The organism is Sporosarcina oncorhynchi (genome assembly GCF_033304615.1).
Classification (GTDB): Bacteria; Bacillota; Bacilli; order Bacillales_A; family Planococcaceae; genus Sporosarcina; species Sporosarcina oncorhynchi.
The window spans coordinates 3,145,390-3,163,014 of record NZ_CP129118.1; the positions used below are offsets into that span (position 1 = coordinate 3,145,390).

Annotated in this window: 15 protein-coding genes and 5 tRNA genes; 6 read left to right on the forward strand and 14 right to left on the reverse strand. The window is 42.5% G+C overall.

Going from position 1 to position 17,625, the window contains the following annotated elements; all coding sequences use genetic code 11:
* Positions 1–92 precede the first annotated feature (92 nt).
* The 5 genes from QWT69_RS15495 (at position 93) to pstA (ending at position 4,682) form a co-directional block, all read left to right on the forward strand.
* Positions 93–533, forward strand: a complete 441-nt coding sequence (locus QWT69_RS15495; protein WP_317967168.1) for a YtoQ family protein — start codon at positions 93–95, stop codon at positions 531–533.
* A gap of 223 nt (positions 534–756) precedes the next feature.
* Positions 757–1,575 (forward strand): phosphate ABC transporter ATP-binding protein PstB, encoded by an 819-nt coding sequence (gene pstB, locus QWT69_RS15500; RefSeq protein ID WP_317967170.1) that lies wholly within the window; start codon positions 757–759, stop codon positions 1,573–1,575.
* Between the two features lie 181 nt (positions 1,576–1,756).
* Positions 1,757–2,767: a PstS family phosphate ABC transporter substrate-binding protein gene (locus tag QWT69_RS15505; RefSeq protein WP_317967172.1), complete on the forward strand. Its 1,011-nt coding sequence runs from the start codon at positions 1,757–1,759 to the stop codon at positions 2,765–2,767.
* A 78-nt stretch (positions 2,768–2,845) separates the two neighbouring features.
* Positions 2,846–3,796 carry a phosphate ABC transporter permease subunit PstC gene (gene pstC, locus QWT69_RS15510; protein WP_317967174.1) on the forward strand — a complete coding sequence of 317 codons (951 nt, stop codon included), beginning with the start codon at positions 2,846–2,848 and terminating at the stop codon, positions 3,794–3,796.
* Between the two features lie 37 nt (positions 3,797–3,833).
* Positions 3,834–4,682 (forward strand): phosphate ABC transporter permease PstA, encoded by an 849-nt coding sequence (pstA, locus tag QWT69_RS15515; protein ID WP_431312348.1) that lies wholly within the window; start codon positions 3,834–3,836, stop codon positions 4,680–4,682.
* Between the two features lie 50 nt (positions 4,683–4,732).
* On the opposite strand, the gene QWT69_RS15520 is transcribed toward pstA, so the two are convergent.
* The 13 genes from QWT69_RS15520 to QWT69_RS15580 form a co-directional block, all read right to left on the reverse strand.
* Positions 4,733–6,337 (reverse strand): diguanylate cyclase, encoded by a 1,605-nt coding sequence (locus tag QWT69_RS15520; RefSeq protein ID WP_317967178.1) that lies wholly within the window; start codon positions 6,335–6,337, stop codon positions 4,733–4,735.
* A 72-nt stretch (positions 6,338–6,409) separates the two neighbouring features.
* On the reverse strand, positions 6,410–7,762 hold the full coding sequence (gene glmM, locus QWT69_RS15525; protein WP_317967180.1) for a phosphoglucosamine mutase: 1,353 nt from the start codon (positions 7,760–7,762) through the stop codon (positions 6,410–6,412).
* Positions 7,763–7,806: 44 nt separating this feature from the next.
* Complete coding sequence (locus QWT69_RS15530; RefSeq protein WP_317967182.1) at positions 7,807–9,096, reverse strand: CdaR family protein; 1,290 nt, start codon at positions 9,094–9,096, stop codon at positions 7,807–7,809.
* The gene (cdaA, locus tag QWT69_RS15535) at positions 9,093–9,923 is read right to left on the reverse strand and encodes a diadenylate cyclase CdaA (RefSeq protein ID WP_317967184.1); all 831 of its coding nucleotides are present in this window, start codon (positions 9,921–9,923) and stop codon (positions 9,093–9,095) included. The genes QWT69_RS15530 and cdaA overlap by 4 nt, the downstream gene beginning before the upstream one ends.
* 133 nt (positions 9,924–10,056) lie before the next feature.
* On the reverse strand, positions 10,057–10,689 hold the full coding sequence (locus tag QWT69_RS15540; protein ID WP_317967186.1) for an anti-sigma factor: 633 nt from the start codon (positions 10,687–10,689) through the stop codon (positions 10,057–10,059).
* Between the two features lie 13 nt (positions 10,690–10,702).
* Positions 10,703–11,266 (reverse strand): RNA polymerase sigma factor SigW, encoded by a 564-nt coding sequence (gene sigW / locus QWT69_RS15545; protein WP_317967188.1) that lies wholly within the window; start codon positions 11,264–11,266, stop codon positions 10,703–10,705.
* Positions 11,267–11,446: 180 nt separating this feature from the next.
* Positions 11,447–12,352: an arginase gene (gene rocF / locus QWT69_RS15550; protein WP_317967190.1), complete on the reverse strand. Its 906-nt coding sequence runs from the start codon at positions 12,350–12,352 to the stop codon at positions 11,447–11,449.
* A 79-nt stretch (positions 12,353–12,431) separates the two neighbouring features.
* A complete protein-coding gene (locus QWT69_RS15555; RefSeq protein ID WP_317967192.1) occupies positions 12,432–14,531 on the reverse strand; it encodes a sensor domain-containing protein in 2,100 nt (699 codons plus the stop codon).
* Positions 14,532–15,148: 617 nt separating this feature from the next.
* Positions 15,149–15,223 (reverse strand) — tRNA-Gln (locus QWT69_RS15560).
* Between the two features lie 41 nt (positions 15,224–15,264).
* Positions 15,265–15,349, reverse strand: a tRNA-Tyr gene (locus QWT69_RS15565).
* Positions 15,350–15,378: 29 nt separating this feature from the next.
* Positions 15,379–15,453: transfer RNA gene (locus QWT69_RS15570), tRNA-Glu, on the reverse strand.
* A gap of 205 nt (positions 15,454–15,658) precedes the next feature.
* Positions 15,659–15,731: transfer RNA gene (locus tag QWT69_RS15575), tRNA-Thr, on the reverse strand.
* Between the two features lie 10 nt (positions 15,732–15,741).
* Positions 15,742–15,816, reverse strand: a tRNA-Asn gene (locus tag QWT69_RS15580).
* A 186-nt stretch (positions 15,817–16,002) separates the two neighbouring features.
* Here QWT69_RS15580 and QWT69_RS15585 point away from each other — a divergent pair.
* Positions 16,003–16,668, forward strand: coding sequence for a polysaccharide deacetylase family protein (locus tag QWT69_RS15585; RefSeq protein ID WP_317967194.1), 666 nt, complete (start codon positions 16,003–16,005; stop codon positions 16,666–16,668).
* 186 nt (positions 16,669–16,854) lie between these two features.
* Here the strand turns inward: QWT69_RS15585 and QWT69_RS15590 are convergent, their stop codons facing one another.
* Positions 16,855–17,562 carry a KinB-signaling pathway activation protein gene (locus QWT69_RS15590; RefSeq protein ID WP_317967196.1) on the reverse strand — a complete coding sequence of 236 codons (708 nt, stop codon included), beginning with the start codon at positions 17,560–17,562 and terminating at the stop codon, positions 16,855–16,857.
* Positions 17,563–17,625: the final 63 nt, after the last annotated feature.

Sequence of the window (17,625 nt, forward strand, 5' to 3'; positions counted from 1 at the left end):
TTATTTCCTATTCTAAACTTTCAAGCAACAATGAGCAATCCCACTCTGTAAGAATGCTATACTGGAGCTATCGAATGTAGGAGGGATTTTTAATGAGACTAACCGTTTATCTTGCAGGAGAAATTCATACCGCATGGCGTGAAGAAGTAAAACAGAAAGTTGCTGCACTGAAATTGCCAATCGATTTCGTTGGGCCGATGGAGGACCACGACCGTTCTGACAATATTGGTGAAGAGATTTTAGGTGAACAACCAAACGCAATATTCAAAGATGCCGCTGCCTCAAACTTTAATAATTTACGTACCGAACTTCTAATGAAGAAAGCCGACCTTGTCATCGCATTATTCGGCGACCAATATAAGCAGTGGAACACAGCTATGGACGCGAGTGCAGCCGTCGCATTCGGCAAGCCCCTCATCCTCATCCGTTCCGAGCAACATCACCATGCATTGAAAGAGCTATCACGCAAAGCACACGCCACCGTCGAAAACGTCGACCAGGCCGTCAAAGCACTCCATTATATTTTCGAATGAACGACAGGCTATCCTGACAACGGGGTAGCCTTTTCACTTGGAACTAACATCTCAAAAATCCATAACTTCCCCTATAAGTCCATAACTCGAGCTAAAAGTCCATAATCACTCGCAAAACTCCATAACTCCCCATTTAACAAAACCTTTACATTCCCTTCATACCTCCTCAACAATCCACCCCTATACTGTAGAAAAGCCTCACCACTATTAGGAGGATTTCTATATGAACATTTTGAAAGAACGCATACATGATAATGCATTTTCAGTTGTACGCAACGAGAATTGGGCGAAACCAATTTATGAAACCAATGGACTCAATCTTTGGTACGGCACTTCCCACGCGCTAAAAAATATCGAACTAGCTATCAATGAAAAAGAAGTTACTGCCATCATCGGACCATCCGGCTGCGGGAAATCCACATTTCTCAAGACGCTCAATCGTATGGTTGAAACGGCGGCAGATGTGACAATTTCCGGAAATGTGACATTCAAAGGAAATAATATATTAGGCAAATCCATGCCTGTCGAAATACTCCGTTCCAAAGTCGGGATGGTGTTTCAAAAACCGAATCCATTCCCGAAGTCGATTTTCGAAAATGTCGCTTATGGACCGAAAGTGCATGGTATCCGTAACAAAGCAATGCTTGAAATGATTGTCGAAGAGAGTTTGAAGAAAGCAGCTTTATGGGATGAAGTAAAAGATCGTTTGCATAAAAGTGCATACAGTCTTTCAGGTGGCCAGCAACAACGGTTATGTATCGCTAGATGTCTTGCCATTGATCCGGAAGTAATTCTGATGGATGAACCGACATCCGCCCTTGATCCTGTATCGACCCATAAAATCGAAGAACTGATCCGATCCATTAAGAACGATGTCACAATCGCAATCGTCACACACAATATGCAACAAGCTGCCCGCATATCAGATCGCACAGCTTTTTTCCTTAACGGAGAAATCATCGAAGATAATCAAACATCTACGATTTTCAACAATCCTGCAGATACACTGACAGACGACTACGTCAACGGACGTTTCGGTTAAGACCAGAATACGCACTCAAGGAATCAAACCTTGAGTGTTTTTATTTTTAAATCAAACTAATATTTACACAACGTTTACATTTTAACAACATCCACTTAACATTCATTCGTTATGCTGTAATTGTGAAAGGGAAAACCTTTCATACCATAAAAGATTATTTACTTAGGGGAGGAAATTTTACATGAAGGTCAACAAATTTCTTTTATTCATGATTGTCGCAGCACTTACTGCAATCATCGCAGCATGCGGGACAGAAGCGGATGATACGAATAAGGATGATAGCGCAGCAGGTAAGACTCCTGATAAAAATACAGCATCGGCACAAGATTCTGCGGCTGAAGATCTCGAAGGCAGTGTTGTCATCGACGGATCTGGAACGGTTTACCCGTTAATGGCTCGCTTAGCTGAAGAATATATGATTAACGAACAAGAAGGTGTATCAGTCGAAGTGAGCCGTGCAGGAACAAGCGCTGGCTTCAAGAAGTTCCTCGTTGAAAACGGAACGGATTTCAACGATGCTTCTCGTCAAATTAAAGACGAAGAGGCTGCTGAAGCGGACAAGCTTGGCATTGAAGTAAAGGAATTGAAAGTAGCACTAGATGGTCTCACATTCGTTATCAACAAAGACAATGACTGGGCAAATGAAATGACACCGGAACAATTGGTTAGTATATTCCTAGCTGACGGTAATGTTGAGAAGTGGTCTGACATCAATCCAGAATGGCCAGATGAAAAGATCAATGCAATGGGACCGAATGAAAATCACGGAACATATGAATTCTTCTATGAAAAAATTCTCGACAAACAAGATATGAACAGCAATGTAAACTTGCAACAAGAATATTCAACACTTGTGAACTTAGTATCTGAAGACAAGAACGGCATCGCCTTTTTCGGATTCGGTTATTACGTTAACAATCAAGAGAAGCTTCAAGCTGTGGGCGTTGATTTCGGTAATGGCCCCGTTGAACCAGCACTTGATACGATTGCAGAAGACGGTGCTTACGCAGACTTCACTCGTCCAGTCTTCACATACTTGAACGTCAATCATGCAAAAGAGAAACCGCAAGTACGTGACTATGCGATTTACGTTATGAACAATATCAATAAATTTGCAGGGGAAACAGGTTTTGCACCTATTCCTGAAACTGAAGTGAAGGAAGTCATCAGCTTCTTAGAAGGCCTCAACTAATCAAACACTTTTCACTGGAGGATGGGGCTACTGACAGCTCTCATCCTCTTGTAACTTTGCGGAAGGGGAACTCTTACGATGAACAGTGAATTCACAAAAACTAAACAGGTCAGTATTCGTGCCATAATTGACGAAAACCAGCGCGGTAATTCATTGCGCAGAAAAATTGAGCGGTTCATCCCTATAGGCCTCATGCTTATCGCATCGCTTTCTATCTTGACGACACTCGGCATAATCTGGACACTGCTATCCGAGACAATCGAGTTTTTCCGACGGGTTCCGTTTTTGGAATTTTTCACAGGGACTACCTTAAAACCATTGAGTCAGAATCCTGAATTCGGCGTACTTCCCTTGTTGATGGGCACGGTTACTTCATCTTTGATTGCTATGGTGGTCGCTGCCCCTATCGGACTGATGGCGGCGATTTACTTGAGCGAGTATGCCTCTCCCAAAGTACGAAAAATTGTTAAACCGCTACTTGAACTGCTTGCAGGGGTTCCGACGATAGTCTATGGCTTCTTCGCTTTTACATTCGTTACACCACTACTACGGGAATTCATCCCTAGTTTGCAAGCGACGAATATATTGAGCCCCGGAATTGTCATGGGCGTCATGATTATCCCAATGATCGCCTCCCTATCAGAGGATGCGATGAGCTCCGTTCCAAACGCAATGCGCGAAGGGGCTTACGGCTTAGGCTCCACGAAACTTGAAGTGACACGTCGCGTAGTGATTCCTGCCGCTTTATCAGGCATTATTTCATCGTTCGTCCTTGGTATTTCACGTGCAATCGGTGAAACGATGATCGTCACAATAGCGAGTGGAAGTACAAAGAATTTTACCTTCGATGTAACGCAATCCATGCAGACGATGACCGCCTATATTGTTGAAGTGACTGGTGGAGACGCCGCGACTGGCTCAACTGTCTATTATAGTTTGTACGCAGTTGCAATGACGTTATTTGTTTTCACACTACTTATGAACCTTCTTGCACGATCAGTTTCGAAGAAATTCAGGGAGGAATACTAATATGCAGCAACAGAGCGAACAAATACGGTTGCGCCATATGAAAGCGCGTCTTGTTCTCAATCAGTTTTCGAAATTCATCTTTATGCTAGCCGCCTTTTTCGGACTTTTCTTCCTTGTCATTTTGCTTGTACGTGTTGTGACGGAAGGAATCGGATCGATAAACATAGATTTTCTAACAGGAAAATTATCTACCCAACCTGAACGAGCTGGCATTATGGGCGCAATTCTAGGAACGTTTTGGCTTATGCTCGTTGTCGCACCTGTAACAATGTTTTTAGGGGTCGGGACCGCCATTTACTTGGAGATGTATGCAAGGAAAGGGAAGTTGGTTGGCTTCATTCAGACGAATATATCAAACTTAGCCGGTGTCCCTTCGATAGTTTACGGTATCCTTGGTCTAACCGTTTTCGTGAGGACTCTAGGACTCGGGAATGTCGTTCTTGCTGGTGGATTGACGATGTCACTTCTGATCTTGCCGATTGTCATCGTCTCTAGTCAAGAAGCCATTCGCTCTATTCCCTTTTATTTGAGTGAAGCTTCCTACGGAGTCGGTGCTACGAAATGGCAGACGATACAACGAATCATTCTGCCCGCTGCCTTGCCTGGGATTCTTACAGGCGCAATCCTATCACTGTCACGTGCAATCGGGGAAACTGCGCCTCTCGTCGTTATTGGTATTCCCGCACTGCTCATTCCGTTCCCCGGTGGCATTATGGATCGGTTTACCGTATTGCCGATGCAAATCTATTATTGGACACTTGACGCTTCACTCGTTGCGGAATACGCGAATCTCGCAGCCGCCACAATTATCGTTTTATTGCTGACATTATTCCTTTTGAATTCTGCAGCCATCATTATCCGCAATAAATTTCAACGTGTTTTCTAGACAATCAAAAAACGGGAAGTAGAGGTGATTTGTCCTCTGCTTCCCATTTTTCATTTGAACATGCGCGCAGCCAAGTTCTGGATTTTCACTAAAACTTCATCAGGCTTGAACGGCTTCATGATATAGTCATCCGCTCCGAGCCAAAGGGCCATCTTAATATCCGTTTCGCTCGTTCGTGCCGTCATCATCGACACGAGCACATTCTTCTCATCATTCACTTGCTTCAGCCGGCCAAGTACTTCGAGACCGTCCATATGTGGCATCACACCATCAAGCAGTATGATGAAGTTCACATCGTTGCGATACCAATCCGAATCCAAGAAAGAGGGACCATCTTCAAAAGTCTTGACTTTAATATCAATGTCCGGTGATGTCCATCCACCAAGCATATCGGAGAGCATTGTCCGGAAAAACAGATCATCGTCCACGATGATGACTTGTAGTTTTCGTTTCATACTGACATTTTCAGCTGTAAAAATGACCGTTTTATCGCGGCCTGTCCGCTTGGCTTCATATAATGCGCGGTCTGCTGTTAAAACCATTTCTTTATCATCACCATCATACTGTGCAATTCCTGCAGAGAACGTAATGGAAAAGGCACCTGACTCTGCATCAAACACAAGCTGATTAAAAATCTCGTGGTACCTATTCACAAGCTTTTCTGCTTGCTCTGCCGTCGTATTAGAGAGAAGCGCAGCGAATTCTTCCCCACCATAACGGAACACTTTATCGCCTTCTCTTTTTACGGATAGCAGCATCTCACCGAACTTACGCAAAACTTTATCACCCAAGATATGGCCATGTCGATCATTTACTTTTTTGAAGTGATCAATATCCATCATAATAAGTGTATGTGGCAGGCCTGTACGATGGGTGACACTGCTGAATTCCTGAATACAATCGTCAAAATAGCGCCGGTTCCCCACACCTGTCAGTCCGTCGGTAAAGACAGATTCATCCATCGATTTTCTGAAATGTTCACGATTCAGTAAATAGGGGACAAATACATCCAGCTCGAGCGGCATCCGTATGAATTCCATTCCGCCTTTTTCATAAGTCGCAATCCGATTTTCATTTGTGTAATTCTCGCTTAAAATCATAATCGGCACACGTTTTATAAGTGCGGTTGTAGCAATTTGGTCCAATATGTCAAAAGCCGACATATCAGGTAGGTCAAGTTCGGTGAATACATAGTTTGGGCGCATCGAATAAAATTGTTCGATGCCCCGTTTACCGCTCATCGCAACCAATACCTGCGCACCTAGCCGCTCCATCAGTTCTTTAATGTACGAGACAAATTCCAGGCTGTCACCGATGACTAAGATGAAAACATCATCTTCAAATTGATCGATTGGCACCTCTGAAAAATCATAACTAGCCAGTTCCTTACCCATTTCAACAACTTCCCGCATACGTCCCCAGAAATTCCCCAAGGAAGTGAAAGGAATTCGATTATCACTGCTTGATGAAAGTTTCTCCAGCTGTGATTTTGAAAAGTGGACTACGCCTCCCATATCTAATTCTTGAGCCGTATCCATAAGTGAGGAGAGAAATGCATATAATTCATGTTCAGCAATGTAACTTTTGCTCTTCCACTCTTCGTATGTCTGCTCCAATCGATCGCGAAGTACGTTTCGATAGCGTTCAAACTTCATTATCTCCGATACCTCCAGATCAATTAAATTGCCTAAGAGTTATTACGATTCGAATGACAAAATAACGTATGTTTACGCTTCAGTGCCCATTTCTTCACGAACTACATTAGCAATGCGCGTGACATATCGTTCACAAGCTTCGTGATCTGTCGCTTCGACCATGACACGGACAAGTGATTCAGTTCCTGAAGGGCGGACAAGGACTCTTCCATTGCCGGCCATCTCTTCTTCCACTTGCTTAATCACTTCCACGACGCGTTCATTGTCTGCCACTTTGTTTTTATCTGTCACGCGGACGTTGACAAGTTCCTGAGGATAAATCGTCATTTCATTCGCAAGATCAGATAGTTTCCGACCTGTCTTTTTCATAATGTCTACGAGTTGCAAGCCTGTCAACAGACCGTCTCCAGTAGTATTGAAATCTAGGAAAACAATATGTCCGGATTGTTCTCCACCTAAATTGTAATTCCCTTTACGCATTTCTTCGACTACGTATCGATCTCCGACAGCGGTTTTGACACTTGTCATGCCATTATCATCAAGCGCCTTGTAGAAACCAAGGTTACTCATTATCGTTGAAACAATCGTATTGGATTTCAGTCGATTTTTCGAATGAAGGAATTTGCCAATGATGAACATAATCTGATCGCCATCGATGACTCTGCCAAGTTCGTCAACCGCTATAAGGCGATCGCCATCTCCGTCGAATGCCAGACCAATATCAGCGTTTTTCTCAACAACAAGCTTACTTAATCCGTCCGGATGTGTTGAACCGACACCATCGTTAATGTTAAGGCCATTCGGTGAAGCACCGATTGTTGTAAGATCCGCATCCAGATCTGCGAAAATATGTGTCGCCAGCGTAGAAGTTGCTCCATGTGCGCAGTCAAGCGCAATGTGCAGACCTGTAAACTCTTCGTCCACTGTCTGTTTTAAGTATTGAATATATTTCTGTCCACCTTCGAAATAATCCGTCACGGTACCTACAGCGCCGCCAGTTGGACGTGGCAGATTGTCGGTTTCTTCGTTTAGTAGATTTTCGAATTCCTCTTCCTGCTCATCTGTCAGTTTGAAGCCATCTGCACCGAAAAACTTGATGCCGTTGTCTTCAACGGGATTGTGGGAAGCTGAAATCATTATGCCGGCTTCCGCATTCATCGCGCGGGTCAAATAAGCGACACCTGGAGTACTGATAACGCCAAGACGCATCACTTCTACTCCAATGGATAAAAGACCTGCAATTAATGCATTTTCCAACATATGACCTGAAATACGCGTATCCCGACCAACAAGTACTTGGGACGTCTCATGTGAATCTCTCGTTAATAAATGGCCGCCAATTCTCCCTAATTTAAATGCAAGTTCAGGTGTCAGTTCTTTATTGGCAATTCCACGGACTCCATCCGTTCCAAAATACGTTGTCATAATCCATTCTCCCTTTCAATGCTGAGTTAACAGCTTCTTCATCATTATGCCAGTTTAACTTCTAATGTAACTTCAACAGCAGATAGTTTCCAAGCGACGCCATTTGGAGCATTCACCGATAGTGGATAGCTGTGCTCTCCTTCAGAATCTGTCCCCGATGCGTCGAGCGTCACGGTCAAATCCGAGTTTTCCAATGAATTAATCAAATCTTGTTTGGCTGTGACAGTAACATCTACAACACCATTTGGAGGCTCAAGAAAGGAACTTGTGTATTTTTCATCAAGCCCTTTCACCGCAACAGGAACGTCCTTGAACTCTTTTGTTACGTCCACGTTACTATCTTCCTCTGTAGGCGGATCCATTGATATATCAGGCGGAGGATCTTCTCCTGTTTGAACCGTAACTGCCGCATTAACGGTCACTTTATCCTCCGAAATCTTTGAAACACCTTTAGGCTTCGGTAAAGTCAATTCGAATTTACCTGTTTCCACAATTTTCGAAATGTCGACGTCAACGTTTAGATTGCTTATTGAGTCTAACGTTTTCTTTGCTCCATATAACTTAACCGTCTTCAACTCCGTTGTAAGTGAATCGATTGTTATATTGTCTGCCGGCATACCGCGTTTACGCAATATAACCGGTACCTCTTTGCTATTCTCTTCGATTTCAACTTTAACATTTACATCAGCAGGTTCAATTGTCACATTCAACTTGTTGAGCTCACGGTCCAGTACTCGGACCTTTGCGCGTTGTTCAAATGATTTATTAATACCTTTATCTCCTGTTGCTGAAACCTTCACAAATTCGATTGCTTCAATAACACTCTTTGCACCTGTCACTTCAATTTCTGACGGATCTACTTCGAGTTTTACAACATTAAAGCTTTCCGCAAGTAATCTTTCATTCAATTCCGGATCTACTTTAAACGTTTTAGAAATCTTCTCTTCTACAACAACATCAACAGTAGCCGGTTCCAATTTCACATTCAACTTTTCAGATAAGTTTTCTGTTTGGATACGAACGGTATGCTTACCGTTCGGAAGACTTCTCAAATCAACTTTCAAAATAAAGTCTTTCATCAATTTTGTGGACTGCACGATATTTGCCGGTCCCTCAATCGTTACGTCAACTGTTTCAGGCACACCTGAAACAACAAGGTTTTCATTGTCATAGAACACTTCTACAGGAACATCTCGGATGGCATCCCACGTGTCACCTATTGTATTTCGGTTCGTTTTGGCATCATCCACTTGTACGGAAAAGAATAAGATGATCGCAAGTGCCAGTGCCGTAAACCTCAGAAACCACGGTTTGTCCATGAACTTATCGATCATTTACGTTTCCTCCATTTCCAGAACGGATTAGAAGTATCTTCACTCTCGGCACCAAACCAAGTTTCACGAAGTTGTTTTTCAAATTCTTCCATTGTTAGATTACGATTGATATCTCCGTTAGCAGTCAAACTGACTGCTCCCGTTTCTTCAGATACGACGATCGTGATAGCATCTGTCACTTCACTAAGACCTATCGCAGCCCGGTGTCTTGTTCCCAATTCTTTTGAAATGAATGGATTTTCGGATAGTGGCAAATAGCAACCCGCTGCCGCAATATGGTTCTTCTGAATAATGACTGCACCATCATGCAATGGTGTATTGGGTATGAAAATATTGATGAGTAATTCGGATGTAACATGTGAATTCATCTGGATTCCAGTTTCAATGTATTCACTTAAACCGGTCTCTTTTTCAATTGAAATAAGGGCACCAATCCGTCGCTTCGCCATATAGCTAACCGACTTGTTGAAAGCTTCAATTAACCTGTCTCGTTCCTCTTCTTCCTGCATCGCAGAGCGTGCAAACAGACGTCCTCGTCCCAGTTGTTCAAGTGCCCGACGTATTTCTGGTTGGAAGAGGATAATTATAGCCAGGAAACCAAACATCAACACTTGGTCCATCATCCACTTCAATGTAACGAGTCCAAGATATTCGGTCAACATACGAGCGAACAGGATAACAAATATCCCTTTTAAAAGTTGAACGGCTTTCGTACCTTTAATGATTGTGATCAATTTATAAAAGACGAACCAGACGAGAAGCACATCCACTATATTTTTAAGTATTTCAATCGGACTTGAGCTTATAATCGTTTCCCAAACTGGCATGCGCTTCCCTCACCTTCATCCCAAATTCTTATACATTAGTATAGCATAGAGGCACTGGCCTATGCTTTGAAAAAGCCGTACATGAAAGATGATCGGCTGCAATTGTTCCAGGGCAGCCGATCATTCAATTCATCTATTCTGTTTCTGGTTCGATGCCCTTTGATGGGATGACATCCTTTACAAGCTCCTTGATCTTATACCAAAGCCAATCGAATGCTTTGTCAATTTCCTCGATATTGCCGGTGACGACTGCCGTCGAAGCCATATATTTAGAGCCGCGTATGACGGTCACATTGCCGTCCACTTCCCCTTCGATGCGGATGTTGCCATTCTTCACGACGAGATCGCCTTTTATGATTTCGCCTTCAGGAACGACAACGGTCTCCCCTTCGATGACAAGATTCGGCTGCTTTGTAAATGAAAACTGCTGATTATTGCTGAAGTTTGAAAAGAGTGTAGCACTCATCAGCAAGAAAAATAACGCTGCGGCTGCCATGAGTGGGTGTCTTCTTAAAATGCGCGATATGCCCGCTTGCGACTTTTCTTTTGGCAGACGTGACATGACGCCTGAGACAAAACCATCTGGTGCCTCTATTGGAGATGCGCTCTGAAGGAACAGCTCCGACATTTTGAATTCTTCCATTATGTCCTTACATTGCGGACATGTATTCAAATGTTCCTGTAATAGCTGCTCGTCTTCGCGGCTTATATCTCCGTCTAAATACGCGTGCATTAAATGGATAACTGGTTGCTGACACGTATTCATCCTTAATTCCCTCCTACATATTACCCATTTGTTTCCGAAGAGCTTCTCGCCCACGGTGTACTCGGGTCTTTACGGTTCCTAGTGGTAGTTCCAAAATATCACTGATTTCTTGCAACGGTAATTCTTCCATGTATCGTAGAATAATGACAGTTCGGTATTTATCCGGAAGCCTGCTGATTTCATATTGGACTCGATCTTGCGTTTCCATACGTTCAACTTCTTCTTCCGGCAGATCACCCGTTGCTGCAATTTGCGAATACATATTTAGTCCGTCTGTGCCTGGAACTGTCGCATCAAGAAAATAATCCGGTTTCTTTTTTCGAATCCGGTCGATGCATAAGTTTGTCGCAATCCGATACAGCCAAGTGGAAAATTTGCGTTTTTGATCATACGTATGGATATTTACATACGCTCTAACAAACGCTTCTTGCGCAATGTCTTCCGCTTCTTGTGAGTTTCCGAGCATCCGGTAGCAAACTTGGTACAGCCTTTGTTGGAAAAGCGTGACAATCTCTCCGAATGCTTCCTGATTGCCTTTCATCACTTCATTTATTCGTTTATTGACCAATTCATCCAATGACTTTCATCCTCCGCTCTATGCGGCTGTTCCTTCTATACGGTTGAAGGGTTCAACAGGTTTCATTTTTTATGTATATTTTTTATTTTACCAAACTTTGAGAAGTATTTCCTTACTTATTGGAATTGTAGGTTGGAATAAAAAAACACCGCTTGGAGTGCTCCAAGCAATGCATTGTGATTATAGTAATTTTTCACCGAATAATGAGCCCATAAGTTCGACTGCTACTTCACCGGTTTTGTTTTTTTCGTCGAGGATTGGATTTACTTCTACGAACTCTGCTGAAGTGATGATTCCTGCGTCTTCAAGCATTTCCATCGCCAGATGGCTTTCACGGTAGCTGATACCGCCTTGAACAGGAGTCCCAACGCCTGGTGTGTAGATTGGGTCAAGTCCATCAAGATCAAGTGATAGATGAACACCATCAAGATTTTTTGATTGTAAGTATTCGATTGCCTCATTCATGACTGATGTCATTCCATCACGATCGATTTCATGCATCGTGAATACTTTGACACCTTTTTCTTTAATCAGTGCACGCTCTCCTGGATCGACCGAACGTGCGCCAATGATGACAATGTTCTCAGGCTTCACTTTCTGACCGTCTTTGTAGATGTTGACCAGTCTTTCATGTCCAAGACCCATTGTGACGGCAAGTGGCATTCCATGGATATTGCCAGACGGGGATGTCTCTGCAGTATTCATGTCTGCATGCGCGTCATACCAAATAACGCCAAGGTTTTTATATTTCGAAGTCAGTCCTGCAATTGTACCGATGGCAATGCTATGATCTCCCCCAAGTACAAGCGGGAATTCTCCTTTTTCAACAATGGCAGCCACCTTTTCAGCAAGCTCTGTCGTTGCGGAGACGACTTCTTCAAGATTCTTTAAATTTGTATTCGCACGATCTGTACGCTCAATCGCACTTACTTGGATATCGCCTTCGTCTTTAAGAGTATGTCCGATAGCTTCCAGTCTTTTTATAGCGCCCGCATAACGGATTGCACTCGGGCCCATATCGACACCTCTGCGGCTTTGGCCGTAATCAAGCGGAACACCCACAACAGTTATATCTAATCTATTCATTTCCGACGACCTCCCTTACCATTCCTATTGTAAATCCTAATTAGAAATGGCTCAACCAGACAATTTTACGAATATTTATTCATTCGTCGATTTTTGGAATCATAAACTCACATTCTTCCGCGGGCAATGGTTTACTGTAAAAATAGCCTTGTCCTTCTAAGCAACCGAGCTCAATAAGTACGTTCGCTTGCTTTTCGGTTTCAACACCTTCTGCAATTACTTCAAGACCCGCAGTAGCAGCCAATGTAACGATCGCTTTAACAATCGCACGGCTGTTTTCGTTCACGTCGATATCACGGATGAATGACATGTCGATTTTAAGTATATCCGCAGGTAACTCTTTAATATAACTAAAGGTGCTGTACCCTGTGCCAAAGTCGTCAATAGCCACTTGGATACCGATATCCCGGATACGTTGAATCGTATGGCGCATTTCCACGCGGTCCGCGAATGATGTTTCAGTTAGCTCCAGTTCGATGAACTCCGGACTGACTTTTTCTTCCGTTAAAATTCGTTGAATTGTTTCAACGATCGTTGGTTCATCCAGTTGAACTGCTGACATATTGACAGCGATTCGAAACGGCTTGTACCCCCGCTGTTGCCAGTTGTAAGCTTGTTTACAAGCTTCCCGTAAAATCCATTCTCCGAGTGGCAAGATGATTTTCGTCTCTTCCGCAATGGGAATGAATTTATCCGGGGGAATACGTCCTAAATCCGGATGATTCCATCTTACCAACGCTTCCACACCAGACAGTTCCCCGTGGTATAAGTTCATTTTCGGTTGGTATTCCAAGGTGAAATGCCCCATTTGGACACTTTTCCGCAGTTCATTTTCCAACAAAATCCGTTCGAGTGTTTTCGTTGCTGTGCCAGGTTCGTACATCTTCACTCCGCCGCCGCCATGCTCTTTTACGAAATGAAGAGCTTTTTCCGCTTTCGTAATAAGTTCGGATGGTGTTTGAGCGTGCTCTGGATACATCACCATTCCACAACTGATTGATATACTGTTTGTTTTCTCAGCCATAAGAATTGGTTCTTCCAGTTTCTCTTTAATGTCTTTCGTCAATCGTTCAGCTGTTTCTTCGTCCGCCGCTTTCAAAATTGTAAAGGCAAATTCATCGCCTGAGATGCGACCGATCAGATCCTCTTTGCTTAAAGCCTTTTTTAAACGATCCGCTACAACAGACAGCACATAATCCCCAGTATCTTGACCGTATGAATCATTCACATAGCGCAAACGATCGATGTTTAAGTAGACAAGGCTAATCGAAGTACCCTTTCGTTTTTCGGTCTGCAAGCGGTCGTATAACCTCTTACTGAAGGCGGTACGGTTTAGTAATGATGTCAATTGATCTTTGTATGATAGATCCTGAATAATCGTTTCAGATTCTTTTTGTACTGTAATGTCATGCATGGAGACAACGACACAGTTCAAGTACTGTCCTTCTTGCCGTATGAATTTCAGACTGGCTAGCATGGTGTGAAGACAATTGGCTTTATCTTTGACTTGAAATTCCACTGAGACAGCGTCAGTAGTACGCTTAGCCATATGAAGTGCTTCTTCGAATGTTAATCGATCTGCTTCTTCGATAATGTCATAGATGTCACCACTTGTTAGTTTCTGCAAATCCAACATTTTAGCATGTGTAGGTGATACATACTTGAATGCACCATCCGGATCGATTACCGAGATGAAATCCAAAGCGTTTTCCGTGATCAATCTATATATTTCGGCATCTATTCGACTTTTTTCCTCTATCATTTTACGTTCTGTTATATCGTAGCGGATCGAAATATAGCGGACAGGAACACCCGCATCGTTGAGGATAGGAATGATTTTAGTATCCACCCAATAGATCGAACCATCTTTTGCACGGTTGCGAAGTTCACCATGCCACATTTCACCCTTCCCAATTGTCGCCCACATATTTTTGAAATAAGAACGTGGATGATAACCGGAATTTACAATTGAATGCGTTTGACCTAACAGTTCTTCTGCCCGGTATTGGGACATTTTTAAGAAGAGGGTGTTCACATACGTTATTTTCCCGGTTCGATCCGTAATAGCAATTATGACGGACTTATCAAGTGCGCTGGCTAGATCTTCGAGGGTGTCTTCGAATTCCTTGTCGTTCATTGAATTCGCCATCTGTTGTATGAGTGGGATATGTTCATCCATAGCGATTCACTGATCCTTTCTGCTATATAGTCGTGTATGAGTATGGCGCAATTGGATATGGTAGGTAGCTGAGGTAACTTACACTACTTTTTATCATACTCTCTAGCATTACTCAATACATTCTTCTTGTTTGTACATTATTTGAAGTTTTACGTAGAAAATGATTATTCGGTGTAGCGGAGAAGATAGAGGATTTTTGGCAATAAAAAAATCCTTATAAGATACATAAGGGTTTAGGGGTATTTTTCAATGTATGTAGTTTTGGATAGTGAAAGTCTCTTTTCAAGCTTATATAGGTTTTTTCTTTTTGTTATTAAAATCTTTGTGCTTGCTCTTTTCACTTGGTTTCTTTTTGTTATTCAAACCTTTGTGCTCGCTCTTTTTACCTGATTTTTTCTTGTCATTAAAACCTTTGTGCTCAAAATACCTTGCGGTATTTTTCGCAAATCTTTTTTAACGCTTCTCGTTTCATTATAAAACCTCAGTGCTCAAAATACCTTGCGGTATTTTTCGCAAATCTTTTTTAACGCTTCTCGTTTCATTATAAAACCTCAGTGCTCAAAATACCTTGCGGTATTTTTCGCAAATCTTTTTTAACGCTTCTCGTTAAAAAAGATTGGCTGGGGTAGCTGGATTCGAACCAACGAATGACGGAGTCAAAGTCCGTTGCCTTACCGCTTGGCTATACCCCAATTGTAATAAATATGAGTAACGGATTTTTTTTTAAATAAAATGGTGGTGGGGGACGGATTCGAACCGCCGAACCCGGAGGGAGCGGATTTACAGTCCGCCGCGTTTAGCCACTTCGCTACCCCACCAAAGTTATTGTGTATGATTATAAAAAACATGGTGACCCCTACGGGATTCGAACCCGTGTTACCGCCGTGAAAGGGCGGTGTCTTAACCGCTTGACCAAGGGGCCTTTATAATAAGGCAGATACTCGTCAATATTTTTGACGAATCGCACAAATGCTATATTAGCAAACTTACGAAGAGTGTGCAAGTCCATTTTCTTTTTTACTTCAATAATTTTGCTTTGCGCCGCTAGTTAGGTCGATTTAACAATTCGAAGACATAAAAAAAGCGCCTTGCTTTTCATATAGGAAACCGTCTGAATTCTTATCAGAAGCTTCCAACCGGATTCGAACCGGTGACCTCTTCCTTACCATGGAAGCACTCTACCTACTGAGCTATGGAAGCATAAAAAAAATGGCTCCGCAGGTAGGACTCGAACCTACGACCGATCGGTTAACAGCCGATTGCTCTACCACTGAGCTACTGCGGAATAATATATTATTTTTTTATTTTCCAACGACAAGACTTATTATAGCTAAGATCCTGGCGGAAATCAACTACTTTTTAACTTCTCTTGTGAAGACTTCATTATAGTATCATGAAGGATTCATAATGGTCAAGGCACTATCATAAAATGCTTTATAGATTTTGTTGTAAAGGGGATGTGACGTGCGTTTTGAAAGTAAAATTATTCGTTCTTACAGTGATTCTCACTGCGGTTGTACTATTTTTCACTCAAATACCTGGGGCTGATTCGTTGAAGGCGGTCTTTCGGTTGACTGATGAACCTGGAGAAGTGATTGTTCGTGGAATATCGGGTTCTGCATTGACGATTAATATTTCATTCGGAGAGGATGAAGTCGAACAATTAATCCGCGAATTGCAAACACCCTATCCTGTGCTCTTTTTGGATATGGAATGGGCAGAGCGATTTCCCGATATCATCGCTTTGATTAAAAAGAAAAATATCCCGGTCGGGCTTTTAGGACATGCCGGAGAGGAATACGAAAAGAACATACCGGCATTGATGGAACAGATTGAACAGTTCGATGCTCATTTCGGCACAAAGCCTTTATGGTTCAGGACTTCAGATGAACAATTCCCTTTATCCTTACGCAATGCTTTATGGGATATCGAAGTGAATGCATTAGGCTCTACTGTGAAATGGCTCGATGGTGAACCACCTCCAGTCCTTGAAGGAGAAATCATTTCTTTGCCTCACCATCGGGAAGAACGTATCCGTCTAGCTTCTTTGAAAAAGTTGAATGAGACGCGACAATATCAAGCTTTGGAAAACGTCCTATTTACGATGTCCGTTAAAACGAAAAGGATACCTGAATGAAGCGACGTTATGGGCGTTTATGGACTTTTAAATGAAGTTATGGACTTTTGTAAGACGTTATGGAGTTTTAGACTTCATTATGGATTTTTTATAGGATTATTGGACTTTTGTTGAGATTAGTGAGGGGTTTATTAAAAAAATAAGGCACAGCTCCCATTTTGTATGTGGAAGTTGTGCCTTTTTAGGTTATCTTGCTTTTTTCACAGCTTTACCCTTTGCCTTTGTTGAATTCTGAGCAGCGTCTCTGCGGGCTTTTCTGCGTGCATCCAGTTTTGCTTTGTCCTCGTCTGATTGACGATTATACTTCGGCAGCATTAGAATCTGATATGCATTAACGGCCAGAAGCGGGAATAATAAGATGGTGACCCATGTATCTATATTGCCTGAACGCACCATTAGTGCCGGTAACCATTCAAGTGTGGTGATGACAATCATAAAGAACAACGCCGATATAAGCGCGTGCTTCTTTGTCCATTGCGCTTTGAAATAAGCTGTTACAGCCGACACCGCCAATAATGAAAACAGCAAGGTTAAGTAAAGAATTGTTCGCCCCGTATCGCCTTCTGTCAATTTAAATCGGAAAAAGACGAGGTCAAAAAGTACAACGGCGATGATTAGCATCTGTACCCAATTCCATAATGTCAGCGTTTTGAACATATTGACGCCGAATTGATGGACTGTCAAATAGGCGAAGAATCCCATTTGGGCGACGACACTCATAGTGAATCCTAAAAAGATCATCCAAACGAAAGCACTTATGAATTGAAAGTACTCGCCGTCGGATAAAAATTGCGAGAAAAACTCCCAACGTACGATCAAACCAACGACCGCCGTGACAGCTCCTCCTATTAGCAAGGCATTAAAAAAGAATTTAACCCAATTTCGTATGGTCACGATAGTGTTCCCCCGTTTTCAATTGCTTTCAATAGTGTATCAACGTTTTGTGCAAAAATCTAT